The sequence below is a fragment of the Fortiea sp. LEGE XX443 genome (assembly GCF_015206815.1).
Taxonomy (GTDB): Bacteria; Cyanobacteriota; Cyanobacteriia; order Cyanobacteriales; family Nostocaceae; genus Nostoc_B.
In genome coordinates this window covers 177,596-203,834 of record NZ_JADEXZ010000001.1, presented here as the reverse complement: position 1 = coordinate 203,834, position 26,239 = coordinate 177,596, and the positions used below count along the sequence as shown (strand labels likewise).

At 40.9% G+C, this 26,239-nt stretch carries 33 protein-coding genes and 1 tRNA gene; 2 read left to right on the top strand and 32 right to left on the bottom strand.

Annotated features, from left to right (window positions below):
• Window positions 1–33: 33 nt before the first annotated feature.
• From IQ259_RS01010 to rplC, 25 genes are all read right to left on the bottom strand, one after another.
• On the bottom strand, window positions 34–981 hold the full coding sequence (locus tag IQ259_RS01010) for a DNA-directed RNA polymerase subunit alpha (RefSeq protein ID WP_193879500.1): 948 nt from the start codon (window positions 979–981) through the stop codon (window positions 34–36).
• A 335-nt stretch (window positions 982–1,316) separates the two neighbouring features.
• A complete protein-coding gene (gene rpsK, locus IQ259_RS01005; protein ID WP_015113409.1) occupies window positions 1,317–1,712 on the bottom strand; it encodes a 30S ribosomal protein S11 in 396 nt (131 codons plus the stop codon).
• Window positions 1,713–1,766: 54 nt separating this feature from the next.
• Complete coding sequence (gene rpsM / locus IQ259_RS01000; RefSeq protein WP_193879498.1) at window positions 1,767–2,147, bottom strand: 30S ribosomal protein S13; 381 nt, start codon at window positions 2,145–2,147, stop codon at window positions 1,767–1,769.
• Between the two features lie 118 nt (window positions 2,148–2,265).
• Window positions 2,266–2,379: a 50S ribosomal protein L36 gene (rpmJ, locus tag IQ259_RS00995; RefSeq protein ID WP_010998333.1), complete on the bottom strand. Its 114-nt coding sequence runs from the start codon at window positions 2,377–2,379 to the stop codon at window positions 2,266–2,268.
• A gap of 140 nt (window positions 2,380–2,519) precedes the next feature.
• Window positions 2,520–2,744 (bottom strand): translation initiation factor IF-1, encoded by a 225-nt coding sequence (gene infA / locus IQ259_RS00990; protein WP_006276978.1) that lies wholly within the window; start codon window positions 2,742–2,744, stop codon window positions 2,520–2,522.
• Window positions 2,745–2,936: 192 nt separating this feature from the next.
• A complete protein-coding gene (locus tag IQ259_RS00985; RefSeq protein ID WP_193879484.1) occupies window positions 2,937–3,491 on the bottom strand; it encodes an adenylate kinase in 555 nt (184 codons plus the stop codon).
• A complete protein-coding gene (gene secY, locus IQ259_RS00980; RefSeq protein ID WP_193879481.1) occupies window positions 3,491–4,804 on the bottom strand; it encodes a preprotein translocase subunit SecY in 1,314 nt (437 codons plus the stop codon). Before secY ends, IQ259_RS00985 begins: the two co-directional genes overlap by 1 nt.
• A gap of 69 nt (window positions 4,805–4,873) precedes the next feature.
• A complete protein-coding gene (gene rplO / locus IQ259_RS00975) occupies window positions 4,874–5,320 on the bottom strand; it encodes a 50S ribosomal protein L15 (protein WP_193879477.1) in 447 nt (148 codons plus the stop codon).
• A gap of 46 nt (window positions 5,321–5,366) precedes the next feature.
• Window positions 5,367–5,891, bottom strand: a complete 525-nt coding sequence (gene rpsE / locus IQ259_RS00970; protein ID WP_193879474.1) for a 30S ribosomal protein S5 — start codon at window positions 5,889–5,891, stop codon at window positions 5,367–5,369.
• Between the two features lie 92 nt (window positions 5,892–5,983).
• Entirely contained in the window at window positions 5,984–6,346 is a 363-nt protein-coding gene (gene rplR, locus IQ259_RS00965) for a 50S ribosomal protein L18 (RefSeq protein ID WP_193879470.1), read from the bottom strand.
• Window positions 6,347–6,348: 2 nt separating this feature from the next.
• Entirely contained in the window at window positions 6,349–6,897 is a 549-nt protein-coding gene (gene rplF / locus IQ259_RS00960) for a 50S ribosomal protein L6 (protein WP_193879467.1), read from the bottom strand.
• A gap of 91 nt (window positions 6,898–6,988) precedes the next feature.
• Complete coding sequence (rpsH, locus tag IQ259_RS00955; protein ID WP_193879464.1) at window positions 6,989–7,390, bottom strand: 30S ribosomal protein S8; 402 nt, start codon at window positions 7,388–7,390, stop codon at window positions 6,989–6,991.
• Window positions 7,391–7,410: 20 nt separating this feature from the next.
• Complete coding sequence (gene rplE / locus IQ259_RS00950; protein ID WP_193879462.1) at window positions 7,411–7,959, bottom strand: 50S ribosomal protein L5; 549 nt, start codon at window positions 7,957–7,959, stop codon at window positions 7,411–7,413.
• A 98-nt stretch (window positions 7,960–8,057) separates the two neighbouring features.
• Window positions 8,058–8,402: a 50S ribosomal protein L24 gene (rplX, locus tag IQ259_RS00945; protein WP_193879459.1), complete on the bottom strand. Its 345-nt coding sequence runs from the start codon at window positions 8,400–8,402 to the stop codon at window positions 8,058–8,060.
• Window positions 8,402–8,770 carry a 50S ribosomal protein L14 gene (rplN, locus tag IQ259_RS00940; protein ID WP_193879456.1) on the bottom strand — a complete coding sequence of 123 codons (369 nt, stop codon included), beginning with the start codon at window positions 8,768–8,770 and terminating at the stop codon, window positions 8,402–8,404. The genes rplX and rplN overlap by 1 nt, the downstream gene beginning before the upstream one ends.
• A gap of 38 nt (window positions 8,771–8,808) precedes the next feature.
• Window positions 8,809–9,057, bottom strand: coding sequence for a 30S ribosomal protein S17 (gene rpsQ / locus IQ259_RS00935; RefSeq protein WP_193879453.1), 249 nt, complete (start codon window positions 9,055–9,057; stop codon window positions 8,809–8,811).
• 6 nt (window positions 9,058–9,063) lie between these two features.
• Window positions 9,064–9,291 carry a 50S ribosomal protein L29 gene (gene rpmC, locus IQ259_RS00930; RefSeq protein ID WP_193879450.1) on the bottom strand — a complete coding sequence of 76 codons (228 nt, stop codon included), beginning with the start codon at window positions 9,289–9,291 and terminating at the stop codon, window positions 9,064–9,066.
• A gap of 3 nt (window positions 9,292–9,294) precedes the next feature.
• The gene (rplP, locus tag IQ259_RS00925; protein ID WP_193879447.1) at window positions 9,295–9,723 is read right to left on the bottom strand and encodes a 50S ribosomal protein L16; all 429 of its coding nucleotides are present in this window, start codon (window positions 9,721–9,723) and stop codon (window positions 9,295–9,297) included.
• Window positions 9,724–9,726: 3 nt separating this feature from the next.
• The gene (gene rpsC, locus IQ259_RS00920) at window positions 9,727–10,482 is read right to left on the bottom strand and encodes a 30S ribosomal protein S3 (RefSeq protein ID WP_193879444.1); all 756 of its coding nucleotides are present in this window, start codon (window positions 10,480–10,482) and stop codon (window positions 9,727–9,729) included.
• A 30-nt stretch (window positions 10,483–10,512) separates the two neighbouring features.
• Entirely contained in the window at window positions 10,513–10,869 is a 357-nt protein-coding gene (rplV, locus tag IQ259_RS00915) for a 50S ribosomal protein L22 (RefSeq protein WP_193879441.1), read from the bottom strand.
• A gap of 79 nt (window positions 10,870–10,948) precedes the next feature.
• Window positions 10,949–11,227 carry a 30S ribosomal protein S19 gene (gene rpsS / locus IQ259_RS00910; RefSeq protein WP_015113427.1) on the bottom strand — a complete coding sequence of 93 codons (279 nt, stop codon included), beginning with the start codon at window positions 11,225–11,227 and terminating at the stop codon, window positions 10,949–10,951.
• Between the two features lie 128 nt (window positions 11,228–11,355).
• Window positions 11,356–12,219 carry a 50S ribosomal protein L2 gene (rplB, locus tag IQ259_RS00905; protein WP_193879439.1) on the bottom strand — a complete coding sequence of 288 codons (864 nt, stop codon included), beginning with the start codon at window positions 12,217–12,219 and terminating at the stop codon, window positions 11,356–11,358.
• 6 nt (window positions 12,220–12,225) lie between these two features.
• Entirely contained in the window at window positions 12,226–12,540 is a 315-nt protein-coding gene (locus IQ259_RS00900) for a 50S ribosomal protein L23 (RefSeq protein ID WP_193879436.1), read from the bottom strand.
• Window positions 12,533–13,165, bottom strand: coding sequence for a 50S ribosomal protein L4 (rplD, locus tag IQ259_RS00895; RefSeq protein ID WP_193879433.1), 633 nt, complete (start codon window positions 13,163–13,165; stop codon window positions 12,533–12,535). Before rplD ends, IQ259_RS00900 begins: the two co-directional genes overlap by 8 nt.
• Before the next feature lie 119 nt (window positions 13,166–13,284).
• Window positions 13,285–13,920: a 50S ribosomal protein L3 gene (gene rplC / locus IQ259_RS00890; RefSeq protein ID WP_193879430.1), complete on the bottom strand. Its 636-nt coding sequence runs from the start codon at window positions 13,918–13,920 to the stop codon at window positions 13,285–13,287.
• A gap of 903 nt (window positions 13,921–14,823) precedes the next feature.
• On the opposite strand from rplC, the gene IQ259_RS00885 reads away from it, so the two are divergent.
• A complete protein-coding gene (locus tag IQ259_RS00885; RefSeq protein ID WP_193879427.1) occupies window positions 14,824–15,312 on the top strand; it encodes an NAD(P)H-quinone oxidoreductase subunit N in 489 nt (162 codons plus the stop codon).
• 100 nt (window positions 15,313–15,412) lie between these two features.
• Here the strand turns inward: IQ259_RS00885 and IQ259_RS00880 are convergent, their stop codons facing one another.
• The gene (locus IQ259_RS00880; protein ID WP_193879424.1) at window positions 15,413–15,790 is read right to left on the bottom strand and encodes a hypothetical protein; all 378 of its coding nucleotides are present in this window, start codon (window positions 15,788–15,790) and stop codon (window positions 15,413–15,415) included.
• Between the two features lie 207 nt (window positions 15,791–15,997).
• Here IQ259_RS00880 and IQ259_RS00875 point away from each other — a divergent pair, with 207 nt between their 5' ends.
• On the top strand, window positions 15,998–16,948 hold the full coding sequence (locus tag IQ259_RS00875; protein WP_193879421.1) for an RpoD/SigA family RNA polymerase sigma factor: 951 nt from the start codon (window positions 15,998–16,000) through the stop codon (window positions 16,946–16,948).
• A 147-nt stretch (window positions 16,949–17,095) separates the two neighbouring features.
• Here IQ259_RS00875 and IQ259_RS00870 read toward each other — a convergent pair whose 3' ends face one another.
• The 6 genes from IQ259_RS00870 to IQ259_RS00845 form a co-directional block, all read right to left on the bottom strand.
• Window positions 17,096–18,394, bottom strand: coding sequence for a response regulator (locus IQ259_RS00870; protein ID WP_193879418.1), 1,299 nt, complete (start codon window positions 18,392–18,394; stop codon window positions 17,096–17,098).
• A 279-nt stretch (window positions 18,395–18,673) separates the two neighbouring features.
• Window positions 18,674–19,903 carry a response regulator gene (locus IQ259_RS00865; RefSeq protein ID WP_193879415.1) on the bottom strand — a complete coding sequence of 410 codons (1,230 nt, stop codon included), beginning with the start codon at window positions 19,901–19,903 and terminating at the stop codon, window positions 18,674–18,676.
• A gap of 35 nt (window positions 19,904–19,938) precedes the next feature.
• Window positions 19,939–22,713 carry a hybrid sensor histidine kinase/response regulator gene (locus IQ259_RS00860; protein ID WP_193879411.1) on the bottom strand — a complete coding sequence of 925 codons (2,775 nt, stop codon included), beginning with the start codon at window positions 22,711–22,713 and terminating at the stop codon, window positions 19,939–19,941.
• Between the two features lie 467 nt (window positions 22,714–23,180).
• On the bottom strand, window positions 23,181–24,644 hold the full coding sequence (locus IQ259_RS00855; RefSeq protein WP_193879409.1) for a YcjF family protein: 1,464 nt from the start codon (window positions 24,642–24,644) through the stop codon (window positions 23,181–23,183).
• A gap of 490 nt (window positions 24,645–25,134) precedes the next feature.
• Window positions 25,135–25,211: transfer RNA gene (locus IQ259_RS00850), tRNA-Met, on the bottom strand.
• Window positions 25,212–25,257: 46 nt separating this feature from the next.
• A complete protein-coding gene (locus IQ259_RS00845; RefSeq protein ID WP_193879407.1) occupies window positions 25,258–26,211 on the bottom strand; it encodes an asparaginase in 954 nt (317 codons plus the stop codon).
• Window positions 26,212–26,239 lie beyond the last annotated feature (28 nt).

Below are 26,239 nucleotides of genomic sequence, written 5' to 3'. Positions count from 1 at the left end.
AATAGTGGACTATGAACTATAAACAGTTTTGATTTAGCCGTGTTTGGAACTTCTTTCTTGCGGTAGAGTAATACCCAAGCGTCGCTGCAGGGCTTCCACAACCTCTTCCGCTGATTTTTGACCAAAGTTTTTGATCTCTAACAAATCTTCTTGGGTAAAATCCAATAAGTCTGCCACAGAATTAACTTGTGCGCGTTTAAGGCAGTTATATGCCCGGACTGAAAGCTGTAATTCTTCGATGGGAATTTGAGCAGTTGGGTCGTCTGGAATATCAGAACCGACATCTGTTGGTTCCAAGGAGATATCTTTCAGAGGGTTGAATAAATCTACTAGGATACTGGCGGCTGAAGATAGCGCTTCTTGGGGTGAGAGACTGCCATTTGTCCAAACTTCTAGTAGCAGTCGGTCTTTGGTAATTGAACCATCTGCACGCGCTTCTTCAACGCTATAGTTAACTTTTCGCACTGGCATAAATACCGAGTCGATTTGCAAAAAGTCCAAAGATGTGGCTTCTTCACGTCCTCGTTCTACAGTGCGATAACCTTTGCCTCTTTCGATCCGAAATTCCATTTCCAGCTTACCGCCCTCAGCTAAAGTAGCGACATACTGGGTGGGATCGACGACTTCCACTTCACTAGGTAAATCAAAATGGGCAGATGTAACTGTTGTTGGCCCAGTAACGAGCAACCTACCAATTTGAGGTTGAGAAGAATAGCTTTTGAGAATGACTTCTTTCATTCTCATCAGGATTTCTAGCACGTCTTCCCGCACACCCGGAACTGTGGCAAACTCGTGTGTAACACCTGCAATTCGTACTGCTGTAACTGCTGTCCCTTCCAGATTGGACAGTAACACTCGCCGTAGAGCATTACCAACAGTTGTGCCTTGACCACGCTCTAGAGGTTCTAAGACAAACTTACTGTAATGACTCCGACTTTCCTCTGTACTAGACTCTACACATTCAATTTGAAACTGCGCCACGGAGTAGCCTCCCTTGATTAAGGTGCTGCTAGCAATCAATTGCCTATTCAATTTACTTTTGCCCTAAGACATCTTCAGGCTGATCAAACTGCCAACATCCAATGGCGGAATTTGATCTGCTTATTCAGGGTCGATCATCAATAATATGGCGTTTTGGAAAGTACAGCAGCTCTCCCTTTAAGAAGAGCTAACTGGCTTTTTATCGCCTAAGCCGTCAGAAGTTATTTAATATTCACTCTGCTCGATAGTTTGAACACCAAAAGTGTAAGTAGCTATTTTATGCAGATGAATTTTTTTATTTAGACTTCTTGTCTTTGTTGCCCAGCAGATTTTATCTAGACTCGGCGACGTTTTGGTGGACGGCAACCATTGTGAGGAATTGGGGTAATATCTCGAATGAGTGTAATTTCCAGTCCAGCTCCTTGAAGTGCGCGAATAGCAGTTTCTCTGCCTGCGCCTGGTCCACTTACCATCACCTCTATTTGACGCATCCCTTGATCAATAGCTCGACGGGCTGCACTTTCAGCAGCAGTTTGCGCTGCAAAGGGAGTTCCTTTTTTTGCTCCTTTAAAGCCACTAGAACCAGCACTTGCCCAGGAAATAACATCGCCATTTTGATCGGTGATCGTGACAATGCTATTGTTGAAAGTAGACTGGATATAAGCAAGTCCGTTGGGTACGTTCCGTTTCTGCTTTTTACTCCCAGTTTTTTTAGTTGGTTGTCTCGCCATGTTTTTTTAATTAATTTACGGAAAAACTTGCTCATCAGAACAAGCAGTGAATGATTATTTGCCTGGAGCCTTTTTCTTCCCAGCCACTGTCTGCCTTCTACCACGACGGGTTCTGGCATTGGTACGAGTTCTTTGTCCTCTAACTGGTAAGCCCATGCGATGTCGGCGACCTCTGTAGGTACCGATGTCGATTAGGCGCTTGATGTTCATTGCCTCCAAGCGCCGCAAGTCACCTTCTACTTGATAGTTACTTTCTATTTCTGCACGTAGAGATGCTATGTCGGCATCATTTAAATCTTTAACACGGGTGTCTGGATTGACACCTGTAGCCGCAAGAATTTCCTGCGACCTTGATAACCCAATTCCATAAATGTAAGTCAGACCAATCTCAACGCGTTTATCGCGTGGTAGGTCTACGCCGGCAATACGTGCCACAATGAATCTCTCCCTGTTGTTCTCGCAATTTTTGTTGGTAAGACATGGACAGTAAACCATGTCTGTAGTTTTTTTGGTGATTTTTCTATGTCACATTAACTCCCAAATGTTGAGAGTGCTATCCTTGACGTTGTTTGTGCTTGGGATTAACGCAGATCACCATAACGCGACCACGACGGCGAATCACGTTACACTTTTCACAAATTTTTTTGACAGAGGCTCGGACTTTCATGCCTTTTGTAATTGACTCCAAATATAAAATTATAGCATTTTGAGGAAAATAGTTCAGTTAAGTAAATAAAAATCTACCAACGAACAAGTTGGTTCTATGGTAAGATTCCCTACAATATGACTAATTTTTTCTGGTTAAAATTATTTTTTCCGCAATCTATAAGTAATTCTGCCTTTTGTCAGGTCGTATGGGGTTAACTCGACTTTGACGCGATCGCCAGGCAAAATTTTAATGTAATTGCGCCGAATCTTACCAGAAATATGTGCTAACACGTTAAACCCGTTGTCCAAGTCGACGCGAAACATGGCATTTGGCAAAGACTCAGTAACGGTGCCTTCCATTTCAATTAAATCTTGCTTAGACAATTTTTTTGTTCCTCAACTCAATGATTTTTCGTTCACTTGCAGCACTCATCTGCAAAAAAACATAATGTGAGAAATATATCAACAGCTTATTAATATATCTTAGCTACAATTGACTGGTATCCGGTTTAAAGAGGGGAGTCGTGAGTTATGAGTACTCTATTCCTTACCTACTCACCACTCCCTGCGCTCTAGCTAGGAAGCTAAAATGTGTTTCAATTCAGCAGTGACTTCTTCTTGGGATTGATTACCATTGATTGTCAAAAGCCTTTCACGCTTACCGTAATAATCAATCAAGGGTGCAGTTTCATTGCGGTACACTTCTAGCCGACGGCGAATTACCTCTTCAGTGTCATCTTTACGCCCTCTAGCTAGTAAGCGTGCTATTACAACTTCATCTGGAGCATCTAAGTTAACTACTCGTTCCCCACCTTGATCAGTTTTTGCCAGCAATTCTTCTAAAAAAGCGGCTTGCGTTACTTTGCGAGGAAACCCATCTAAAATCCAACCAGATACAGAATCTGGTTGACTTAGGCGTTCTTCCACTAAGTCTTGTACCAACTGGTCAGGAACTAACTCACCGCTATCAACATAACTTTGAGCTTTAATTCCCAGAGGAGTTTGCTCTTTCATGGCTTGTCTCAATATTTCACCAGTAGAAATATGAGAAATACGCAAGTGTTTTGCCAAAACTTGAGCTTGAGTTCCTTTACCTGCTCCAGGTGGCCCCAAGAAGATTAATCGCGTCACTATTGTTTCACCATTCCTTCATAGCGCTGAGAGATAACATAAGTTTGAACTTGCTTGGCTGTATCAATTGCTACGCCGACCAGAATTAATAGGGAAGTAGCACCCAATCCCCTAAAAGTTGGTACTTTCAAAGCACTTTCCACTGCGGTAGGAATAATTGCCACCAGTCCTAAAAATATGGCTCCCAAAAAAGTTAATCGATTGATTACTCTCTCTATATACTCGCTGGTAGCTTTACCTGGGCGAATTCCTGGAATACTAGAACCCATTTTCTTCAAGTTTTGCGCTACATCAACCGGATTAACAATCAATGAAGAGTAGAAATAGCTGAAGAAAACAATTGATGTTAAGTAGACCAGGGCATAAACCCAAGGGGCAGAACCACCAGGACTAAGATATGTGTTGACTATATTCGCTAGGTCAGGGTTTTTCGTGAAGTTGGCAATCAACAGTGGCAAACTTAAGATGGCAGCTGCAAAGATAATTGGCATAACACCACCAGAATTAAGGCGCAAAGGTAGATAACTGCGCTGTTCTGCCAATACTCGCCGACCGACTTGACGACGAGCCGAAATAATCGGAATGCGGCGGATGCCTTCTTGAACAAATACAATTCCAACAATGGTTGCGAGAAATACTAATACTAGTACAATTACACGACCAACAGTTTCTCGACCGCCGACTTGTACCAGGTCAATAGTATCCCCTAAAGATTTCGGTAGGGAAGCAACAATGTTGACAAAAATCAACAATGATGCGCCATTACCAATACCTCGTTCTGTGATCAGTTCGGATGCCCACATGACGAACATTGAACCGGCAGTTAGTGCGATCGCAGTTTCAGCTACAAATAATGGGCCAGGGTTTAAGGCAAATTGTTGGAGAAATAGCGCAGAAAACGCCACACTTTGGATCAATGCCCAGCCTACAGTTACATAGCGTGTAATTTGCGAAATTTTCCGCCGTCCTGCTTCGCCTTCGTTTTTCTGTAAATTTTCTAAAGATGGAATAGCCGCTGTCAGCAATTGGATGATAATGGACGCATTAATAAAGGGCAAAATCCCTAAAGCAAAAACTCCCAAAGTTGACAGTCCGCGCCCAGAAAAGATATCCAGTAAACCAAATATGGAATTATTGCCTGAGATGGCTTCAGCAAACCTAGCTCTATCAATTCCTGGTACAGGCAAAAAGATACCTAGGCGAACCAAAATTAAAATACCGACAGTGACAAGCAGCCTGCCTCTTAGTCCAGCTGCTTGTGCCATCTGCATAAAAGTTTCTTGAGCCGTTGGGGCTTTATCTCGACTGATCATAGAGTGCTACCTTTGTCGTGAACCAGGCACTGGAAGCGAGTTAGCCGTTATTTAAGTGCGCGGTTGGCTTCACCCTAAAACTTCACAACTTCCTCCAGCTGCCTCAATTTTGCTCCGAGCTTGGCCTGTGAAAGCTGCTGCTTTCACATTGAGTGGAATACTCAATTCCCCATTACCTAAAATTTTCAATGGACCCTTGACAGCAGTTACAATACCTGCGTTTTTTAAAGAATCCAATGTTACTTCTGTATTGGCAGGGAGTATGCCTAACTTCTCTACATTAATCGTAGTGTAAATCTTGCGATTCACAAGTGGAAAGCCTTTCAGCTTGGGTACACGACGGTACAGTGGCTGTTGACCACCTTCAAAACCTGGTCTGGTACTGCTACCAGAGCGAGATTTTTGACCCCGCATACCGAGGCCTGCACTGGCACCTTGACCAGCAGAAATACCCCTACCTACACGGCGACGGCGCTTTTTCGAGCCTTTTTGAGGCTTAACATCGTTTAGTCTCATGATGTTATTAGTATTTTTTTACAAAAACTCTGTAAGTACATCTCTACTAAATGTAGAGTTTTTCAATAGCAATGCCTCTATCTTCGGCGACTTCAGCCAAGGTACGCAGTGTAGATAAAGCATTAACTGCGGCTCGAGCATTATTGAGTGGATTGTTAGATCCAAGTTGTTTAGCTAAGACGTTACGTACTCCTGCCAACTCCAGAACAGTCCGAACAGCACCACCAGCAATTACACCAGTACCAGGTGCGGCTGGGCGCATGATCACCTTAGCACCACCACCAATGCCATCAATAGGATGGGGGATGGAATTAGATTTAGTAATGGGGATATCAATTAGGTGCTTTTTGCCATCGGCTACACCTTTTTTAACGGCACCGATTACATCTGAGGCTTTACCCACTCCCACACCAACTTGACCTCGTTCGTTACCGACGACGACAATCGCTCGGAAGCTGAGTTTTTTACCACCCTTAACGACCTTGCTCACGCGTCGGATTTGAATGACCCGCTCTTGCCAGTTGGTTTCTTCTTTTTTTGCGCGGTTAGTTTTACGACGACCTGTTGCCATAATCAATGCCTTTAAAAGTCAAGAGTCAACAGTCAAGAGTCAAGAGCCAATAGTCATTACTTTTGACTATGGACTATGGACTTTTGACCAATTTAAAAATCTAAACCAGCTTCGCGTGCTGCTTCAGCTAGTGCTTTGATTCGACCGTGATATAGGTTGCCACCGCGATCAAAGACTACTTTAGTAATGCCTTTTTCTAGCGATCGCACTGCGATTAATTTACCAACTTGTGCTGATGCTTCGCAGTTAGCTCCAGAACTTAAACCCGATTTTAACTCTGTGTCTAAAGTTGATGCGGCTGCTAAAGTTTGATGCTCAGTATCATCAATTACTTGTGCGTAAATATGCTCGTTAGAGCGAAATATGGCGAGTCGTGGACGTTCTGGAGACCCGTGAACCTTGCCACGGACGCGGCGATGGCGACGCTGTTTTGATTCTCTACGAGTAAGTTTCATGTTTATTTCTTACCACTCTTACCAGTCTTACCAGCTTTCCGTCTTACCACTTCGCCAGCATAGCGAATACCTTTACCTTTGTAAGGTTCTGGTGGTCGGACGGCGCGAATTTTAGCAGCTGTATTACCTACTATTTCTTTGTCATAGCCACTGACTATAACGTTAGTGTTATTTTCTACTGCAAACTGAATTCCATCTGGTGGCTCAATTTGGACTTGATGGCTGAAACCCATGTTTAAAACTAGGTTACGACCTTGTACTTGGGCGCGATAACCAACCCCTTGAATTTCCAAGCGCCGTTGAAAACCTTGGGAAACTCCCTCTACCATGTTGGCAACCAAAGTCCGGCTTAAACCGTGCAATTGGCGGGAGGTACGGGAATCATCCTTACGGACTACTTGCAAAGTTTCTCCTTCTTGGGAAACTGCAACGTTAACAGGCAGATCCCGTGAAAGTTCACCTTTAGGGCCTTTTACCACAACCTTTGTGCCATCGATAGTGACTTGCACTTTAGCGGGAACAGTAATTGGTCTTCTACCGATACGAGACATGATCTTTTTTCCTTTGTGATTTGTCTTTTGTGATTTGTCTTTTGTCAGTTGCCAGTTTAACGACTCATGACTAATGACTAATGACAAATGACTACCAAACGTAGCAAAGCACTTCACCACCCAAGTTCTGACGGCGTGCTTCACGGTCGGTCATGATGCCACTAGATGTAGAAATAATGGCTATACCGATGCCACCTAGTACTCTAGGTAATTCTTTTCTATTGGAGTAAACGCGTAAACCTGGTTTACTCACGCGTTTTAAGGCAGTAATTAGAGGCTGACGATTTTTACCCTTATATTTTAAGGAAATCACCAAATGACGTTTTACGCCTTCTCCTGTTTCTGCAAATTCAGAAATAAATCCTTCTTCTTGTAGTACTTTAGCAATACTACGGGTCATTTTAGTAGTTGGCACTTGTGTAGTTTGATGCCTTGCCATATTGGCATTGCGGATGCGCGTCAGCATATCTGCAATTGTGTCGTTAGCCGCCATCGTTCCCTCTTTAGATGAACTTATTGATCGCGAAAGGGCATTCCTAATTCTTTTAGTAAAGCGCGTCCCTCTTCGTCATTTTTTGCTGTAGTAATGATTGATATATCCAGACCACGAACTTGATCGATGCTATCGTATTCGATTTCTGGAAATATTAGCTGTTCTCTTACGCCTAGAGTATAGTTACCACGACCATCAAAGCTTTTAGGACTAATACCCCGAAAATCACGAATTCTGGGCAGTGTCAAGCTGATCAGGCGGTCTAGAAAGGCATACATTCTCTCGCCTCTGAGAGTTACCATAATCCCTACAGGCATACCCTGACGAATTTTGAAGCCAGCGATCGCTTTCTTCGCTCTTGTGACTACGGGTTTTTGACCAGTAATTACTGCAATTTCGTTGATAGAAGCTTCTAGGGATTTAGCATTTTGCGCTGCTTCTCCCAAACCTCGGTTAACAGTAACCTTTACCAACTTCGGTACTTGATGAACGTTGGTATATTGAAACTGATTGGTTAGTTTGGGGACGATTGTCTCTTGATATAAGCTTTTGAGTCTTGTTGTCGCCATAGTTTTTTGTCTTGATATCCCTGGTCTTGGTCAGGGAAGATTATGAAGGATGAAGATACAATAAGTATTATTTATACTTCAAACTTTTAGCTTCATCCTTAATCAATAATCTCGCCAGTTTTTTTAAGTTTTCTTACCTTCTTGCCTTCTGGTGTGAAGGTGTAGCAAATACGACTAGCGACATTTTGCTTGGTGGAATAGATCATCACGTTGGAACTATGGATTGGGTATTCTTTGTTCACAATCCGTCCTGATTCCCCTTCTTGCTGGGGTTTAACGTGCTTAGTCTTAATGTTGACACCTTTAACAATGACTTTGCTCAGTTGAGGTAGCGCTTGAATCACTTCACCAACTTTGCCTTTGTCTTTGCCAGCAATTATTTGCACTGTGTCACCAGTTTTGACGTGCATTTTATGAAATTCTTTTTCCTTTTGGCTTGCCATTACAGCACCTCCGGAGCCAGAGAAACAATCTTAGTGAAACTTTTGTCGCGTAGTTCCCGTGCTACTGGGCCAAATACCCGTGTGCCTCTGGGGTTACCATCTTTGTTAATAATTACAGCGGCGTTATCATCAAACCGAATGGTCATACCACTATCACGATTAATATTATGGCGGGTGCGAACAATCACAGCTTCCACAACATCTGATTTTTTGACAGCCATGTTAGGAATGGCATCTTTGACAACAGCGATAATCTTGTCCCCCACAAAACCATAACGTCTATTACCCGCACCTAAGACACGGATACACATCAGTTTGCGAGCGCCGCTGTTATCTGCCACATTCAAGTAAGTTTGAGGTTGAATCACAATTGGTCTCCCTTGAGCAGTTGTTACTTGAATAACAACTATGAGTTTTTAGTGTTGAGGATCTCTGTGACTTGCCAGCGCTTGGTTTTGCTCAGAGGTCTAGTTTCTTGAATCCGCACACGATCGCCCACTTTGCATTTATTTTCTTCATCGTGAACTTTATAGCGCTGGGTTTTAACTACAATCTTGCCGTACTTGGGATGGGGAGCGCGGTTTTCGATGGCTACTACCACCGTTTTTTGCATTTTGTCGCTCACTACCAAGCCAACTCGTTCTTTGATTGCCATAATCTCTTATTTTTCTTCCTTAGGCGGTTGATTTGCTGCTCGTTTACGCTCTCCCTCTACTGTCATTAGTTGAGCAAGGCGATGTCGAGCATGGCGGAACTGGTGGGGTTTTTCGAGTTGTCTAGTAGCTTTTTGCAAGCGCAACTGAAACAGTTGTCTTTTAGTAGCGATAATTTCCTCAGCCAGTTTCTCGTCAGTTAACTCTCTAGCTTCTGAAATCTTGGGAAGCGGCATAATCTACTCCTGCGCCTCTTCGACTTGAGGGCGCACAATAAACTTGGTTTTAATTGGCAGTTTGTATGCTGCTAGGCGCATAGCTTCACGGGCGATTTCTTCAGTCACACCAGCGATTTCAAATAAAATCCGTCCTGGCTTGACTACGGCCACCCAAAATTCTGGATTACCTTTACCAGAACCCATCCGGGTTTCTGCTGGACGCATGGTGACGGGTTTGTCGGGAAAAATCCGAATCCAGATTTTGCCGCCCCGACGAATATAGCGAGTCATCGCCCGACGGGAAGCCTCAATTTGCCGAGAGGTAATCCAAGCTGGTTCTTGTGCTTGGAGAGCGAAATCACCAAAGTTGAGGGTACTACCCCGATGGGCTAGGCCTGCCATCCGCCCGCGCTGTTGTTTGCGGAATTTAGTTCTTCTAGGACTTAACATGATTTACCCTTCATTTGAACGGTCTTCAAACTGCTGGCGACGGCGCTGTTGTTGACGGCGACGAGGTTCACGTTCACGTGTTGCTGGTTGGGGTTGAGCTTCTTCCTGTCCAGGAATAATCTCTCCCTTAAATACCCAAACTTTGATGCCCAAAATACCGTAAACAGTTTTGGCTGTGCAGTAAGCGTAGTCAATATCAGCCCGTAGGGTATGTAGAGGTACTCTACCTTCGCGCGTCCATTCTGTCCGAGCGATTTCTGCACCGTTGAGCCGACCGCTGACTTGAATTTTAATTCCTTGAATACCTGCGCGTTGCGCCCGTTGAATTGCTTGCCGGACTACACGACGGAAGGAAACGCGCCGTTCTAATTGTTGAGCAATATATTCCGAAATTAAATAAGCATCAGCATCAACTCGTTGTACTTCCACAACGTTGATCCGAATTTGGCGATTACTACCCAACACTTCTTGTAGCCCGGTGCGTAAGGATTCGATACCTTGTCCACCACGACCGACAACTACACCTGGGCGGGCTGTACGTACTTCTAGATCAATTTGGTCTGCTTTACGCTCAATTCTGACTTCGGAAATACCGGCGTTATTTTGAGCAAGTCTACCCAGCTTTTGTTCTATGTACTTACGAAGTTTGTAATCTTCTTGTAGAAGTTCTGGGTAACGGTCAGGATCTGCAAACCAACGGGATTGGTGTTCTTGGGTAATACCCAGGCGAAAGCCAACTGGATGAATCTTTTGTCCCACAAATGCTTCCTCTAAAGTGTCTGGTAGTTATTACACAGTGTCGCCGACAGCAACAGCTACTGTGATGTGACATGTAGGCTTACGAATTTGGTAAGCTCGACCTTGCGCTCTAGGTTGGAAACGTTTCAGGACTGGGCCTTGGTCAGCAAACGCTTGGGTAATCACCAGTTGAGCGCGGTCTAGACCTGCATTATGTTCAGCATTTGCTGCTGCGCTTCTGAGAAGTTTTAGTACTGGTTCACAAGCACGATAGGGCATGAATTCCAGGATAATTAGCGCTTCTCTATAAGACCGCCCCCTAATTTGGTCGAGTACGCGACGCACTTTAAAGGGAGACATGCGTATATAACGGGCGATCGCTTTTACTTCTTTAGTATCAGTTGCCATGATTTTCTCCATTTTTGTCATTTGTCATTTATCATTTGCCATTGTCTTTAATTAATGACTAATGACTTATGACTAATAACTACCTACCCGCTTTTTTGTCACTTTTTCCATGACCCCTGTAGGTGCGTGTTGGGGCAAATTCTCCCAACTTATGCCCTACCATTTGATCGCTGATAAAAACAGGAACGTGTTGTCGTCCATTATGAACAGCTATGGTATGTCCTACCATTTGGGGCAGAATTGTCGAGGCTCTTGACCAAGTTTTAATAACTTGTTTTTCGTTTCTATCGTTCAGCTTTTCTATTTTGCTGAGTAAATGATCGGCAACGAAAGGACCTTTTTTTAGAGAACGACCCATAGTTAAATTTAGGATTTAGGATTTGTGATAGTGCCGCGTTAGCAAGTCTATAAGCATTTTTTGGATTCATAAATTTTGGACTTTTGATAATTTGTTAATCTAAAATCCCAAATTTAAAATCTAAAATTCTAAGATTGACGACCACCACGACCGCGCTTAGAAGATTTACGACGACGACGTACAATCAACTTACTACTTGGTTTCTTCGGCTTGCGTGTCTTGGCTCCCAATGTTGGCTTACCCCAAGGTGTTACTGGGCCGGATCTACCAATGGGCGCTCTACCTTCACCACCACCATGTGGGTGATCAACTGGGTTCATGACGCTACCTCTGACCTTCGGACGGCGACCTTTCCAGCGATTGCGTCCGGCTTTACCTGCACTCAGGTTTCTTGCGTCAGTGTTACCCACTTGTCCAATGGTGGCGTAGCATTCACGCCGCACCATCCGAACTTCTCCAGAAGGTAACTTGAGAGTCACGTAATTGCCTTCTTTAGCAACTACTTGGGCCGTAGCACCAGCAGCCCGGACAATTTGACCACCTTTGCCAGCCGTTAGTTCTACGTTATGAACGCTTGTACCCAAAGGAATGTTTGCCAAAGGCAAGGCATTGCCATCTTCAATAGGAGATTCAGGCCCCGCAATTAAAGTTTTACCAACAGTTAAACCGTTGGGTTGGAGGATATAGCGTTTTTCACCATCTTGATATTGCAGTAAAGCAATGCGAGCGTTACGGTTAGGATCGTATTCGATCGCTGCTACTGTAGCCGGGATATTTCGCTTATCCCTTTTAAAATCGATAATTCGATAAAGTTGTTTATGTCCGCCACCCCGACGACGGCTGGTTATCCGCCCTTGATTATTCCGACCTTTGGCACGGTGTTTATAAACCGTAAGGGACTTTTCTGGCTCAGTTTTAGTGATTTCCGCAAAGTCGGATATAGTAACTTGACGAGTGCTTGGGGTATAGGGGCGATAAGAACGAGTACCCATCTTGTTTTAGACCTCTGGGAATAGAATCTGTCTAATCTTTTGTTCGTCCCCAGGTGCGACAGTAACAATAGCTCGCTTGTATTGGGGTTTGTAACCAATGAATTTGCCAACGCGACGTTTTTTCCGTGGCTGCATGGCAGTATTAATTTTGACAACCTTGACTTGGAACAGGTCTTCAATAGCTGCTTTGATGTCTGGCTTGGTGGCTTTTGGTACTACTTCAAATGTGTATTGATTCTGTTCCATCAAAATCGTCGCTTTTTCGGTAACAATGGGGCGACGCACTAAGTCAGGCAAATCACGGGGGTCAAACTTAGGCACTGTAGACCTCCTGAATTTTTTCTAATGCTGATGCTGTGACTACAACCTTGTCTGCGTGCAGCAAGTCATAAACATTTAGCTGATCAGCTGCAATAATTTTTAAATTTTCTACGTTGCGTCCTGACAGATAAATGGTGTTGGCAATGTCAGACAAAATTAATAGGGTCTTTTGTTCTGAATTTGCTCCCCAACGTGTCAAAGCTGCAACTAAATCTTTGGTTTTGGGACGAGAGAGTTCGTTAGTGAATTCCTCTACCACAATTAAGTCGTCAGCACGACTTACGAAGACTGTTCGCAATGCTAACCGCCGTTCTTTACGGTTCATTTTTAGGTCGTAGTCTCTGGGTTTTGGCCCAAATATCACGCCACCACCACGCCATAATGGCGAACGAATAGAACCAGCACGAGCGCGGCCAGTACCTTTTTGCCGCCAAGGTTTGCGGCCACCACCTCTGACTTCAGCACGAGTTTTTGTACTAGCGGTTCCTTGACGAGCATTGGTTGTTTGTCTTACCAAGGCTCGGTGTACAATATGAGCCGCTGTTTCTTCTTTGGCAACCCGCAAGTCGAACGTTTTTTGTCCGACTTCTTCTCCTTGCCAATTTTTAACTACAGTCTCAACCATTTTTTTCTCCTCTCTTACAAAGTTCTGATCGCCGGAAACCGGCGCTCAGACTTTGCGCTTTGTCATTAGTCCATAGTCAATAGTCCATAGTTCAGCTACTAGTTACTATTGACTTTTAATTATTTACCAACTTTTTTTGCAGGTACAATACTCACTAAAGCACCTGGTTTACCAGGAATTGCTCCTTTGATGAGTAACAAGTTACGTTCTGCGTCAACGCGCACAACTTTCAATTTGCTAATGGTGACGCGGGTTCCCCCCAAACGCCCTGCCATTCTTTTTCCTGGATACACACGACCTGGGGTTGTACCAGCACCAATGGAACCGGGCGCTCTGTGGTTTTTAGAACCGTGGGACATCGGCCCGCGACCAAAGTTATTCCGCTTTTGGTTGCCTGCAAAACCCCGACCGATACTAGTACCCATGACATCTACAATTTGACCAGCACTAAAGATATCTGCCTTAATTTCTTGACCTAATGTATATTCGCTAGAATTATCTGTGCGATACTCACTGAGGTGACGTAAAGGTGGGGCAGATGATTTGGCTAGGTGTCCTAGTAGTGGCTTATTTAAGGCTTTTGGTTTGACTTCGCCATAACCAACCTGAACTGCTGTGTAGCCGTCAGTCTGTTTTGTTTTAACTTGCGTAACAGTGCATGGACCTGCTTGTATAACTGTGACAGGAATTGATACTCCTGCTTCGTCAAATATTTGGGTCATGCCCAGCTTGGTGCCGAGAATACCTACAGACACAGTAACTGGTTCTCCTTTTTATTTACTGAGCAGATTCATCGGGACTCTCGGTGATTTTCCGACTGAGGGAGGACGATCCTCAGCAATTTCCAGCGGCTAATGCTGCTTTCTCTTATCCGGAAAACAGAACCCGTTCCCTTACTTTTTGGTGAATCCGTTTACTTTAATTCAGTTGGTTACTAAAACAGCCACGAGTTTCTTCCCAATGGGGATTATAAACTTTTGACTTTAGGGCAATGCTCTGAAGCTTTGCACTTTGTGCAGCAATGCTCTCGTCCAAGCAGTTGCTTAGGCACTGTTTGAGGGTAGCCTTGGGAGCGGCAGCCTCGTTGTAGTAGGACTTAAGCAGTCAGTTGCCACTCAGTATCCTTTGACTAAGAATTCTGTAATACTACATTTCTAGTATTACTGCTTAGTTTCTACGTTTACGGAAAACCTTCAACTACTGTTCAAGATTTTGTTTAGCTTATCCGGGCTGCAAAATGAAACCTAGATTTGAGCTTGATTAATGAGCCACAAGTTTCTTACTGAACTTTAAGGCTTTTCTAGTTTAGCAGTCTCTTGGCAACTTGGTTTAAATCATCCCCTGATATTTTTAATCAGTTGTAGATGTTATTCCAAATTTAAATGACAGAGAAAAACTTAACTTTCCCGCTTGGTCACAATCTCGCATTATAAATGAGATGTGTGTTATTTGTCGAGCATTTTTCCAAGAATTTTTGACAATGCTTTGCTTGCAAAGATTATGTCTATATCCTGGCTAGAAACTTCCTGAAGCGACTGGTGTTGTCAGTTTAGTGTTTCCGAAAGATTTGGACTAGTTGCTATCTTACTGTACCTTAAATATTTTACTTAACAGTAAATAATAGAGATATGTAAGTGGGATAGGATAAACGAAAATCTATGGCACTCATTACCACTGGCAACGCTTTAATCCGAGATTTGGAAAAATTGGGCGCTCTCGGTGTCTATGTCCCGTTAGAAGGAGGTTTTGAAGGTCGCTATCGCCGCCGACTGCGGGCATCTGGCTATATTACTTTGCATATGACTGCTAGGGGATTGGGCGATGTAGCGGCCTATCTCACGGGAGTTCATGGAGTTAGACCACCTCATTTGGGGAAGAAAAGTACTAGTAGCGGTGCTGCTGTAGGTAATGTCTACTATTTGCCCCCAATTGTTAACTATCAGCTAGAACAGCTACCACCAAAATCGAAAGGTTTGGTGTTGTGGATTATTGAAGGGCATATTCTTTCTGACCAAGAAGTGGAGTTTTTAGCAGAACTGCCTAGTTTGGAACCAAGAGTAAAAGTAGTGGTTGAAAGAGGTGGCGATCGCGCTTTCCGTTGGAAGCCTCTAACAGCCACATTCTCTGTCAGTCCTCAGGCTGTGTAACTTTTTGTATTCAAGTTTGGGCGATCGCTACTCTCAGCTATGGATGCGATCGCCCATTTTTTTGATTAACCCTCTTTCATCAATCTCAGTTAGCTTGAGGCTATTTCAGAATTTCGTCTAGCAGGTTTCTTGCGGGTTGTGCTTTAGTCAGTGCTGCTTGATGATCGCTGTAAGCACGAACCAGACGAAGAAGACTGCTCATCCCCGTTTTAAGTTGCTCAAGCTCCTCTCCAGCAACTAACTCCCCATCCAGTATTCGTTCGACTAGGGGTTTGATATCACCGACTTCCTGGCGAATTTTTTGCAGCTTTTCTACACTACTAAGTAAAGCCTTAAGAGAGTTGAGGATTTCATCAATATCTTGGGCATTCTCAATTGGTTCAGGCAAATCTTGGGCTTTTTTGGTATCTTCAGTGTCTAAAACCACAGGTAACTCCTGTAGTGTTGTTTCATTTTTAACTCCATTTGATTTGGCCATTAAGGTTTTCTCAAATAATTTTTCCTAGTGTATCGCTAAAATTGGTCATCTAGGTTGTTAAGTACCTTGCCCAATCACAAATGAGCGATCGCTGTTGATCTGGGTAGAGTTGCGTTCAGCAGTTGTAATCTCAAGTTGATATTTTTTCCAAGGCTATTTGATTTATACTTTTAGGTTCGTCTGATTATCGAAAAGTTTAAGAGTTGTATGTCTAGCCTAAGTTCCGACACAGTTCGCGTTTATTTGCAAGAAATTGGTCAGTTCCCTTTATTAACATCTGACCAAGAAATAACTTATGCAAGGCTTGTACAACAAATGATTGCCATTGAGGAGCATAAAAAACAGCTTAGTCAACAATTGCATCGCCAAGCAACGCCAGCAGAATTAGCAAATTTTGTAAACAAAAGCGAAACTGAAGTAACTCAAATATTTCAGCAAGGGAAACGAGCCAAGCAAAAGATGGTGACAGCAAACCTGCGATTGGTGGTTTCGATTGCTAAAAAATATCAGCGTCGTAACCTGGAGTTCTTGGATTTGCTTCAAGAAGGAGCGATAGGTTTACAAAGAGGTATAGAAAAGTTTGACCCCAACCGAGGCTATAAGTTATCAACTTACGCTTACTGGTGGATAACTCAAGCGATCACCAGAGCGATCGCAGAAAAATCCCGCACGGTCAGGTTACCAATTCATGTTAACGAGAAACTGAATCAAATTAAGAAGGTACAGCGAGAATTGTTTCAAACGCTGGGTCGTCGTGCCACTGTTGCAGAAATCGGTCAGAAATTGGACTTAGAACCAAGCCAGATTCGAGAGTATCTAAGTGTTGCTAGTGGAACAATTTCTTTAGATTTAAAGGTGGGAGATAACCAGGATACAGAACTAAGTGAACTTCTACGCGATGAAGGTATTTCGCCGAATGAACAAATAACCCAAGAAATGCTGCGCCAAGATTTAAGTGATTTGTTAGCATCACTCAAACCTGTGCAACGCGAAGTATTAATCTTACGCTTTGGACTGTTGGATAATCAAGAACGAAGTTTGGCCCAAATTGGCCAGCAGCTAAATGTCAGTCGAGAACGTGTTCGTCAAATCCAGCAGCAAGCAATGACTGCTCTACGTCGTCAACAACCAGAAATTGGACAATATTTATCTTCTTAAAAAATGAGCCCAGATCACCCCATTAGGGGTATTATCTGAGGCACATTAATTCTTGACAAATTTGTGATATTGCTATTCTTACACAATCGGCAGAAATACCAGCGATCGCAATTTCCTATTTGAACGCCGTTGAATATTAATAGAAGACTAATGAATTGGAATAGTAATCATAAATTCTGAACCCTTTCCTAGTACAGAATATACATCTAATTTACCTTTATGCTTCTCAACAATAATTTGATAGGCAATTGATAAGCCTAAACCTGTACCTCGTCCGACTGGCTTAGTGGTAAATAATTGCTCGAAGATTTTCTCCTGGATATCAGCAGTCATTCCCACTCCATTATCTTTAATCCGAATCAAAGCATTGTTTTTGTCTTCACTGAGGAAAGTTTCAATCAAAATTTGATTAGGATTCTTTTCAATTTCACTATAGCTACGTCCTAGATTCGACTCTTCTAAAGCATCGATTGCATTAGCTAAAATATTCATAAATACTTGATTCAATTGACCGCTGAAGCAGGTTATGGAAGGTAAATGACCATAATTTCTCATAACTTCAATTTCCGGACGGACTTTAGAAGCTTTTAAGCGGTGCTTGAGAATCATAATTGTACTGTCGATGCCATTATGAATATTGCAGAAGACTTTACGATCTTTATCAGAACGAGAAAAGTTCCGTAGACTAGTACTGATATTACGAATGCGCTGAACGCCTTCTTTCATCGAAGTAATTAAGTTAGGTAGGTCAGCGCGCATATACTCTAAGTCTGTTTCAGCAATTTCTTGTTGAATAGCTGGTACAGGTACAGGATAGTTTTGCTGATAAAGGTCAATTATTTTGATTAAATTATGAAAATAATTGGCAGCGTGAGCAAGGTTACCATGAATACAGCTAACGGGATTATTAATTTCGTGAGCAATTCCTGTTACTAATTGACCTAACGCTGACATTTTTTCTTTCTGAATTAGTTGAAGTTGATATGCTTGTAAGTCTTTTAAAGCTTGGGAAAGCTCTGCCGTTCTCTCTGTAACTCTTTGTTCTAAACTTTTTGTTAAATAACGCAATTGTAGATGCGTTTTAATTCTGGCTAATACTTCTTCTTTTTGAAATGGTTTAGTAATGTAATCAACTGCTCCTAAATTTAGACCTTTTACCTTAGTTTCTGTATCAGAAATGCCAGTCATAAAAATTACTGGTATATCTTGAGTTATCGGATTTATCTTTAATTTTTTACAAGTTTCAAATCCATCAATAACTGGCATCATCACATCCAGTAAAATTAAATCAGGCAATTTATCTTGAATTTTTTGAAGTGCTTTTTCACCATTCCTAGCTGTAGCTACAAAAAATCCAGCATCAGTTAGTGCGTCAGAAATAATTTCCAGATTGGTGATAGTATCATCTACTACTAAAATTAAACTATTTTCTTGTGAATTCAACATCTCTATTGTTTTGGCTTTAGATATTAAAACAGTAATTGATTAATTGACAGAGGTTTAAACTACAAAAACTCTGGAAGAGTTTTGATAATAATTAAGTAAATATACAGTGAACAAATTAATATAGAGAGAAAGTCTGTGTCCACTACCCCCTATTATTCATTTTTCCCAAACTAGGAGCATCTGTTACTATTGGTGTAAAATTTTTGCTAACAAACTCTGTCTTTGCTAAAAATTTCCAACAAGACTAAAAGAATAAGTGATTTTTAAATTAGATAGATATTAATAAATTCCTTGTCGAATGGGAATGGCGATCGCAAATTTAGCACCCTGTCCTGGTGAAGCATTTACGTCCAAAGTTCCTCCGTGTTTTTCCACTATGATTTCTCTAGTGATCGCTAACCCTAAACCAGTACCTTTACCTAAAGGTTTAGTAGTAAAAAATTTTTCAAATATTCTTTGTTGCACATCCTGAGAGATGCCAATACCATTATCAGCGATCTCAATCAACACAGACTTTTCATCACTTGTTACTGTTGTGCTAATCCAAATTATTGGAAGTTGTTCACTAGTAATAGATTCCAGCTTTTCTATCGCCTCATCAATAGCATCGATTGCATTGGCTAAAAGATTCATTAAAACTTGATTAATTTTTCCTGCATAGCATTCTATCAAAGGTAAATCACCATATTTCTTAATAATATTAATAGTCGGGCGTGTCGATGTAGCTTTAATCCGACTGCTTAAAATTACCAAAGTACTATCAATACTTTCATGCAAGTCAATTAGCTGACATTCAATGTCATCCAATCTGGAAAATAGGCGGAGCGATCGCACAATTTGTTCAATACGCTCAGACCCCTTTCTCATTGAAGATAAAAGTTGTGGTAGGTCTTGCTTGAGAAAATCTACTTCTATTTTGGTTGAGAAAATTTTAATTTCTGGAATCGTAACTTTTGTATGAGTTTCATATAATTGGAGTAATTGCAATAAATCTTCAATATACTTTTCAGCATGAATCAAGTTACCAGAGATAAAATTAACTGGATTGTTAATTTCATGAGCAATACCCGCAACCAATTGCCCTAAAGATGACATTTTTTCTTCCTGCGCTAACTTTAATTGAGTCCTCCGCAGTTCTAGATGGACATTAATTCTGGCTAATACCTCTTGATGCTCAATTGGTTTAGTAATATAGTCTACCGCTCCCAGTTGTAAACCCTTGACTTTATTAACTGGCTCAGAAAGTGCTGTCATAAATATGATTGGAATGTCTTTTGTGTTCGGGTTTGCCTTCAAACAACGACAAGTTTCAAAGCCATCCATACCAGGCATCATTACATCTAATAAAATTAAATTAGGTATTGCCTCTTCTGCTTTTTCTAAGGCGCTTTTCCCATTTTTAGCAACAGACACTCTATAGCCTGCTTGAGTTAATATTTCCAATAAAATTTTGATGTTAATTGGCACATCATCAACAACTAAAATTGAGTTGCTAGTAATATTATTCATTGAAAAATATTTAATAAACAATTATCATTTAACTTTTAACCTAAATACGGCTTGAGCATTTCTACAATAGCTTCATCTTCAAATTCTTCTATTAATTTTAAAATTGTATTAGTAAATTTTACATATTTGCTATCTAGCTTTTGAATCCGGTCTATTTCTTCTTGAATACCCATAATATAACCAGATTTAGCTGCTTGATATAAAAGAGCTATTTCTGTTGCGGGAGGAATTATTATATCCTCAGTAGCATCTGGTAAAACTTCATGAGATTGATGGCTATTTGCATAAATCCAATCTAATTTTAAGTAAAGCTTTAGTTTAGAAAATAATTCCTCAGATTGTACAGGTTTGGGTAGAAAATCATTACAGCCTGCTGCTAAACTTTGTTGGCGGTTTAATTTAAATACACTAGCAGACGAAGCAATAATTACTGTTTCTGTAAATTCTGCTTGGCTGCGTAAATTTTGTGTCATTTGCACTCCATCCATTATGGGCATTTCTAAGTCAGTAATAATTAAATCTGGTTTATACTCTTGTGCCTTACTGATACCTTCTCGGCCATTGAGTGCTTCAATTACGCGAAATCCAAGTGATTTTAGTAAATTTGCAATCACAGCGCGATTATCCAACTCATCATCTACAACCAAAATAGTTTTTTGATTTCCTTTGTATCTAATGATGCGATCGCTTCCTTTGTCAAGATACGTAGCCTTGGATGTTACACAATCTGTAACTTTTGGTAAATCTATATCAAACCAAAATTTACTACCTTGACCGTACTTACTTTCTACTTGAATTTTACCCCCCATCATTTCTACAATTTGACAACTTATAGCCAGACCTAAGCCTGTCCCTTCTGCTTTACGAGAGCTATCTCCTACTTGTTCAAAAGGCAGAAAAATCTTTTGTAATTGGTCTGGAGATATTCCGATCCCTGTATCTTCAATTTTAAATCTAATTTTATAAGTAATTGCTTGTTCATATTGATGATTAGCTATTGCAATCGAATCATGATTAATTAGTTCTATGATGAACTTGACTTCTCCATAATCTGTAAATTTAATAGCATTAATTAAAAGATTTAATAAAACTTGGCGTAAATGTTTTTCATCAACATGAATAATATTTGGTATGTATTTGCTTATCTGATAACTAAAAGCAATATTTTTCTGTTCTGCTTTAATTAGGCATATATCATACACACCTAGTAAAAAGTCATGAAAATTAAATGTTTTAGGATATAGCTCTAGCTTGTTAGATTCAATTTTAGCAATATCTAAAACATCATTAATTAACATTAATAAATGAGTGCCACAATTATAAATAACTTTAATGCCATTTTGTTGTTCAGGAGTGGCTTTTATATCACGTTGCAGAAGTTGTGCATAGCCAAGAATACCATTAAGAGGTGTGCGGAGTTCATGACTCATATTGGCTAGAAATTCGCTTTTTGCTTGGTTAGCCGCATCAGCTAGTTCTTTTGCCGTTTTTAATTCTGTAGTTCTTAATTCAACACGCTTTTCTAGTTCTTGGTTGTTTTTTTCTAAAGTTGCAAAAAAATCTCCTAACTGTCCTGCCATTTTATTAAATGATTGGGCAAGAATACTCAGTTCTTTAACCCCGGAAATTTCTACTGCTTGGTTAAGATTACCAGAGGCGATCGCGCTACTAGCTTGCGTCAAATGTAAAATAGGTTGGGTAATCCAACGGGAAGTGTATATTCCTAGTAATGTTGCTACAATCAACGCACATAAACAAAGCAAAATAGTCGTCTGATTATTGGCATTAATTTCTGCCATAAAATCAGTTTCTGGAACAATCACAATCACTAGCCAGTCTAATCCTGATTTGTCTTGCCAAGGTGTAACTTTAACAAATTGTCGCTCACCTTGAAGTTGTAAAATAAATCTTTGGCTATCTTGAATTTTTTGAAAGCTGCCCAAATTTTGTTGTAAATAATCAGCTATATTCTTAATTAAGAGACTTTTACTATTAAAAACTGATAGTCTATAAGCTTTACCATAAATAACATTGTATGGTGGCTCACTCGTCGAAGAAGCTACTATTAATCCAGACTTTTCTAAAAGAAATACTTTACCATGTCTACCAAATTTTAAATTTGTTAAAAATTCACTAATTTGAGTTAACAATAAATCCACACTAATTACACCAACAATTTTAGTCGAGTCATCATAAAGCGGATAGCTAGAAGATATAGAAAATATTTCTGGTTTATCTTCCCATTGATAAATTTGACTCCAGACAGGTCTACCCATTTTGACTGCATCTGCATACCAAGCTTCTACACGAGGATCATAATCTTTAATTGCTGTCAATCGATGACGATTTCCTTGATTATCTGTAGTATAAACAGAGAGTTTATTGATGCCACTTTTCTCAGTAACTTCATTAATTAAAAGCTGACCATCGTCTAAACGTTCAACACCGATAAATTCGCCTTTAGGATTAGCAAAGCTAATATAGCCAATATTAAATACTCGCATTTGTTGCCAGAAATAGCGCCCTGTAAGCTGATAGTCTTGTAGATTTAATATTCCTAGATTAATTGCAGCTAAATTAATTTTATTAACCTGATCAGGAGTTGCTAGGTATGTATCAAGGTGCTGTTCTACAAGTTCATTCACCTTATTAGTCAACTGATCTGCGAGGTCATTGACTGCCTTTTGCCCATTCCTAAATGATAGATATCCTACCAGACTCACTGCGGCAAAGATTTGGATAACAAAGGGGACAATGAGAATTAGACGCAAAGGTAACTTTGACGAACGCAAAATACCAAAATATTTCATAATTTGCCGACTCTGGAATTCTGAGAAGTTTAACCTACATACATATAATTAGGTTGCCCATTTTCTCAATCTGGATATCATCAGCCGCAACTATCTAATGGTGGATATTTTGGCAACATCTAGGCGATCGCCTAGATATTAATTAATACTTTTTTAAGTGCAACTTATCTCAAATTGAATAGTATGGCAACAGTAATTGTGATAAGATTTACCAAGTAAATACAAAATTTAGACACGTCAAAAATTCTTTATTTGAATATCGTTTAAAATAATCTTTTTTATAAAAAAATTAAGCATCCTCAATTTTATATAGATGATAGAAAAATAAATATTAGTTTATTTTCCTTCTTCAGGTACTTTGATCACATCAAAAGCATGATGCGCTCTTAGTACAGCCAGTAATTACATTTTTAAATAAGAAGGAGATGGTTACATAATAACTATCTCCTTATTTATCGATTGCAAAATTAACCAGATACCTTCTCAGCAGCAACAATTTCAACCTGCTGTGTCTGTGGCAATAAATACTTTATACCCTGTTTAACAAAACCTTGCAGAAAAGCCATTTGCTGATTTTGCTGAAACACTTTTTGCAAGGTTTGGCGTAACTTATCGAGATTTAAAGTACTTCCCGAATCTAGAGCTATTTCTTGCTGTGCAAAATACTCAACTAGACTTAAACCTGCCACTCTAGTGAGATAAGCTGCACTCACTCCCTGCACTAAACCACCGGCAACAAAGGTGATGGCGTTACTTTTAAGAACGCTGCTCACGGCTTTTGTAGAAAGTTCTACTAAACCCAGTTTTAGCATTAAACCACCCATTGTACCGGCTACAGTTTGCGCCTGTTCTAGAGAAAATTTTTGCTGATAAATATTACCTAAATCTATTACCATCTGGGCGTTAATTGCCGCAGTTGCTAATACATCTAGCGCTGGTACTGGGTTAGCAAAGGCTGTAGCCGCAGCTATCCATTGATATTGTTCAATAATTGGAGTAGCGCGATCGCATCTTGTTTTATTCAGCCAGTTTTTTGCTTCTGCTTTCAACGTCAGGGCTTTTCTCATGGTAGTTGTCCACACCAGCTTTTGCCCTTGCTGCACCAAAACTTCATTTAATTGCTGCGTCAGTTGCTGAATTTCTGGTGCTGGTTGTTCCATCCATTCTTGTACAGAACCATCAACTTCATGTTTCCGCACCTTGATGGGGATAGGGGATGCAGCCGTGGCTACGACATTGCATTGCATCCGTTGTTGTAATGACAGCAATACACTAGCACGTTCATCTGCTAAATACTGGTCTTGTTTGTTAAACACCAGGATTGTAGTCTGATTTGCTGCTTTTAGCTGTTGTACGGTTTGAAATTCTGTATCTGTCAAGTCACCACCAATCAGAAACAGGACAACATCTGATTTTTTCACTTCTGCTAAAACAGATCCGTCTGACTTATCACTGGCTTCTCTAAATAAAGGTGCTGTTTCTTGAAATTTGACTTTTGGCTGTTTTTTTTGCCAACTGCTAGACTCTAAAACTTCAATAAGAGTACTTTTACCTACAGATTTTCCCCCAGTAACAACCAATTTAATTTCTTGCCTATCTAATTCCAACAGCAATTGAGCTATTTGTTCTCTCAGCTGTTCTATGGTTGGATAACTTTCTGCTTCTTTTTGCAGTTGGTTAATTACTAGTTCGGTTTTGGCGATCGCGTTTTCTGCTGTTGCTCGATCCACTGGTGTACAATCTAGTTGCTCTAAAGGTGCTTTCGGACGGTTTTGCTGCCATAACCACAAGCCACCACCAACCGTTAAGATACTCAATAGACCAAATTCACCTAGCTGTACTATTGAATGATGCCAACTTTGTAGTACCCAAAGGGAAAAGGAGAGTCCTAATCCTCCCACTAAAATTGGTCGCTCTAACTTCACAACCATTATTCTCCGAGCTTTTTGGAAGGTTTCTTCTTCAGAATAGATCAAAACCCTGCTTCACTGAATTGAACAGACGGAGGTACACATTTTTTTTCCTTACTGTTGCTTGTAAGATTAAACCCCAAGCATTGCGGTATTGTGTACAAAGAGGTTTATGCTGTCTTTTTTCAGTCTTAACAAGGTGGATTTTGCTACCATATCCTATGAATACATCTACCGGGAAGATTACATAATTCGTAATTAACGCTCTTAATTATGGAATATGAATATCTCCCTCTACCTCAAATAAGTAGTCGGACACAATTAAATTTATAGGTGGAGATAGGAGACAGTCAAAAATTTGTGTACTTAATTTTGTCTGATTGTTTACTAAATAGTCATGTTGGCGATCGCAAAAAGTTTTAAACTCGCCTATGATGCTCTCAAGCTTTGATAAAAACAAACCCCCATAGCTTTAGTTAACTACAGGGGCTTGCTTATTCTTTCTTCAATTTGGTGGCGGGAAGTGGATTTGAACCACTGACCTTCGGGTTATGAGCCCGACGAGCTACCAGGCTGCTCTATCCCGCGTCGCTCTTGACTTTTCTAGTATAACCCAAAGTCTAGAGTCTGACAACTATAAAAGCGATAATTCTCCAACAACTTCTAAACGCTTGTATTTTCCGAAAGTCATAAACTTTTCTGCGAGAGTTTCTGCGGCACTGGGACTAATCCAACCCATGTGTTGTAGTAAGTGAATAGCTACAGCATATTTTGCCCGTTTTGCCCCATCTATGACTTTAATTGCTAATCCCATACCTTCACCAAGCCTGCCTATGCACTGTACGCCTTCAGCGCCAGCTTTACTGACTACTTCTCCTGGAGCTAAACGCATGAGTTCCGTATCAAACTCCCCATCTCCTGCAACTAAAGCTGGATGATGAGTCATGGCACGGACGACGCGCTCCATATCCAAATTACTACTAGAGGCTAGTAAGGCATATAAAGATGCCATCTGTCCGAGTTGCATGAGATAGGTTGGTGCGCCACAGTCGTCGTGAGCGCTGATAAATTCCTCAGATGGCATTCGCAACAACTCTGCGATTTTGCCCAAAATTAACTGCTGTATTGGGTGCTTACGTTCTAAGTAGTTATTTAAAGGCCAATGGCGTTGCTGACAAACAGCTAACATTCCGGCATGTTTACCAGAGCAATTATACTCCAGAGGACTCCGCTTACCTTCAGCTATGGGGCATTGAAGAGCCGTTGGATCAACATCGGCACGCCAAAGAATGTTAAATACCTGTCTGACTTGCTCTATTGTTCCTTTATGAGAACTTGCGATAATTGCTAAATCGCGATCGCTCAGATCGTAGCGTTCTAGTGTGCCTGTAGTAGTGACAGCTAGTGCCTGGAATGGTTTGAGTGCTGAACGGACAAACGTGGCCGTTTCAGCGTTACCTGCAACAGATAAAACCCGTCCTCGATCATCGCATACAACAGCTTGGACTATATGCCGCGATTCTATGATGCCTTCCCGCAGTAGCCGGACTTCCAGTACTGTGGCTTGAGTTCGTTTTCCCATTGTCATGGGTTAAAATTTATCTCTTTTATATTAT

Excerpts from the sequence above, each read along its gene's own strand:
- IQ259_RS00860 (WP_193879411.1), bottom strand. The coding sequence starts at position 22,713 with ATGAAATATTTTGGTATTTTGCGTTCGTCAAAGTTACCTTTGCGTCTA.
- rpmJ (WP_010998333.1), bottom strand. The coding sequence starts at position 2,379 with ATGAAAGTCCGAGCCTCTGTCAAAAAAATTTGTGAAAAGTGTAACGTG.
- IQ259_RS00880 (WP_193879424.1), bottom strand. The coding sequence starts at position 15,790 with ATGGCCAAATCAAATGGAGTTAAAAATGAAACAACACTACAGGAGTTA.
- IQ259_RS00885 (WP_193879427.1), top strand. The coding sequence starts at position 14,824 with ATGGCACTCATTACCACTGGCAACGCTTTAATCCGAGATTTGGAAAAA.
- rpsQ (WP_193879453.1), bottom strand. The coding sequence starts at position 9,057 with ATGGCAATCAAAGAACGAGTTGGCTTGGTAGTGAGCGACAAAATGCAA.
- IQ259_RS00865 (WP_193879415.1), bottom strand. The coding sequence starts at position 19,903 with ATGAATAATATTACTAGCAACTCAATTTTAGTTGTTGATGATGTGCCA.
- rpsK (WP_015113409.1), bottom strand. The coding sequence starts at position 1,712 with ATGGCGAGACAACCAACTAAAAAAACTGGGAGTAAAAAGCAGAAACGG.
- IQ259_RS00875 (WP_193879421.1), top strand. The coding sequence starts at position 15,998 with ATGTCTAGCCTAAGTTCCGACACAGTTCGCGTTTATTTGCAAGAAATT.
- rplB (WP_193879439.1), bottom strand. The coding sequence starts at position 12,219 with ATGGGTACTCGTTCTTATCGCCCCTATACCCCAAGCACTCGTCAAGTT.
- rpsS (WP_015113427.1), bottom strand. The coding sequence starts at position 11,227 with ATGGGTCGTTCTCTAAAAAAAGGTCCTTTCGTTGCCGATCATTTACTC.
- rpmC (WP_193879450.1), bottom strand. The coding sequence starts at position 9,291 with ATGCCGCTTCCCAAGATTTCAGAAGCTAGAGAGTTAACTGACGAGAAA.
- rplX (WP_193879459.1), bottom strand. The coding sequence starts at position 8,402 with ATGGCAAGCCAAAAGGAAAAAGAATTTCATAAAATGCACGTCAAAACT.
- rplV (WP_193879441.1), bottom strand. The coding sequence starts at position 10,869 with ATGGCAACTGATACTAAAGAAGTAAAAGCGATCGCCCGTTATATACGC.
- rplP (WP_193879447.1), bottom strand. The coding sequence starts at position 9,723 with ATGTTAAGTCCTAGAAGAACTAAATTCCGCAAACAACAGCGCGGGCGG.
- rpsH (WP_193879464.1), bottom strand. The coding sequence starts at position 7,390 with ATGGCGGCTAACGACACAATTGCAGATATGCTGACGCGCATCCGCAAT.
- secY (WP_193879481.1), bottom strand. The coding sequence starts at position 4,804 with ATGATCAGTCGAGATAAAGCCCCAACGGCTCAAGAAACTTTTATGCAG.
- rplE (WP_193879462.1), bottom strand. The coding sequence starts at position 7,959 with ATGGCGACAACAAGACTCAAAAGCTTATATCAAGAGACAATCGTCCCC.
- IQ259_RS00870 (WP_193879418.1), bottom strand. The coding sequence starts at position 18,394 with ATGTTGAATTCACAAGAAAATAGTTTAATTTTAGTAGTAGATGATACT.
- rplD (WP_193879433.1), bottom strand. The coding sequence starts at position 13,165 with ATGGTTGAGACTGTAGTTAAAAATTGGCAAGGAGAAGAAGTCGGACAA.
- IQ259_RS00855 (WP_193879409.1), bottom strand. The coding sequence starts at position 24,644 with ATGGTTGTGAAGTTAGAGCGACCAATTTTAGTGGGAGGATTAGGACTC.
- rplR (WP_193879470.1), bottom strand. The coding sequence starts at position 6,346 with ATGAAACTTACTCGTAGAGAATCAAAACAGCGTCGCCATCGCCGCGTC.
- rplO (WP_193879477.1), bottom strand. The coding sequence starts at position 5,320 with ATGAGACTAAACGATGTTAAGCCTCAAAAAGGCTCGAAAAAGCGCCGT.
- rplF (WP_193879467.1), bottom strand. The coding sequence starts at position 6,897 with ATGTCTCGTATCGGTAGAAGACCAATTACTGTTCCCGCTAAAGTGCAA.
- IQ259_RS00845 (WP_193879407.1), bottom strand. The coding sequence starts at position 26,211 with ATGACAATGGGAAAACGAACTCAAGCCACAGTACTGGAAGTCCGGCTA.
- rpsE (WP_193879474.1), bottom strand. The coding sequence starts at position 5,891 with ATGGCAACAGGTCGTCGTAAAACTAACCGCGCAAAAAAAGAAGAAACC.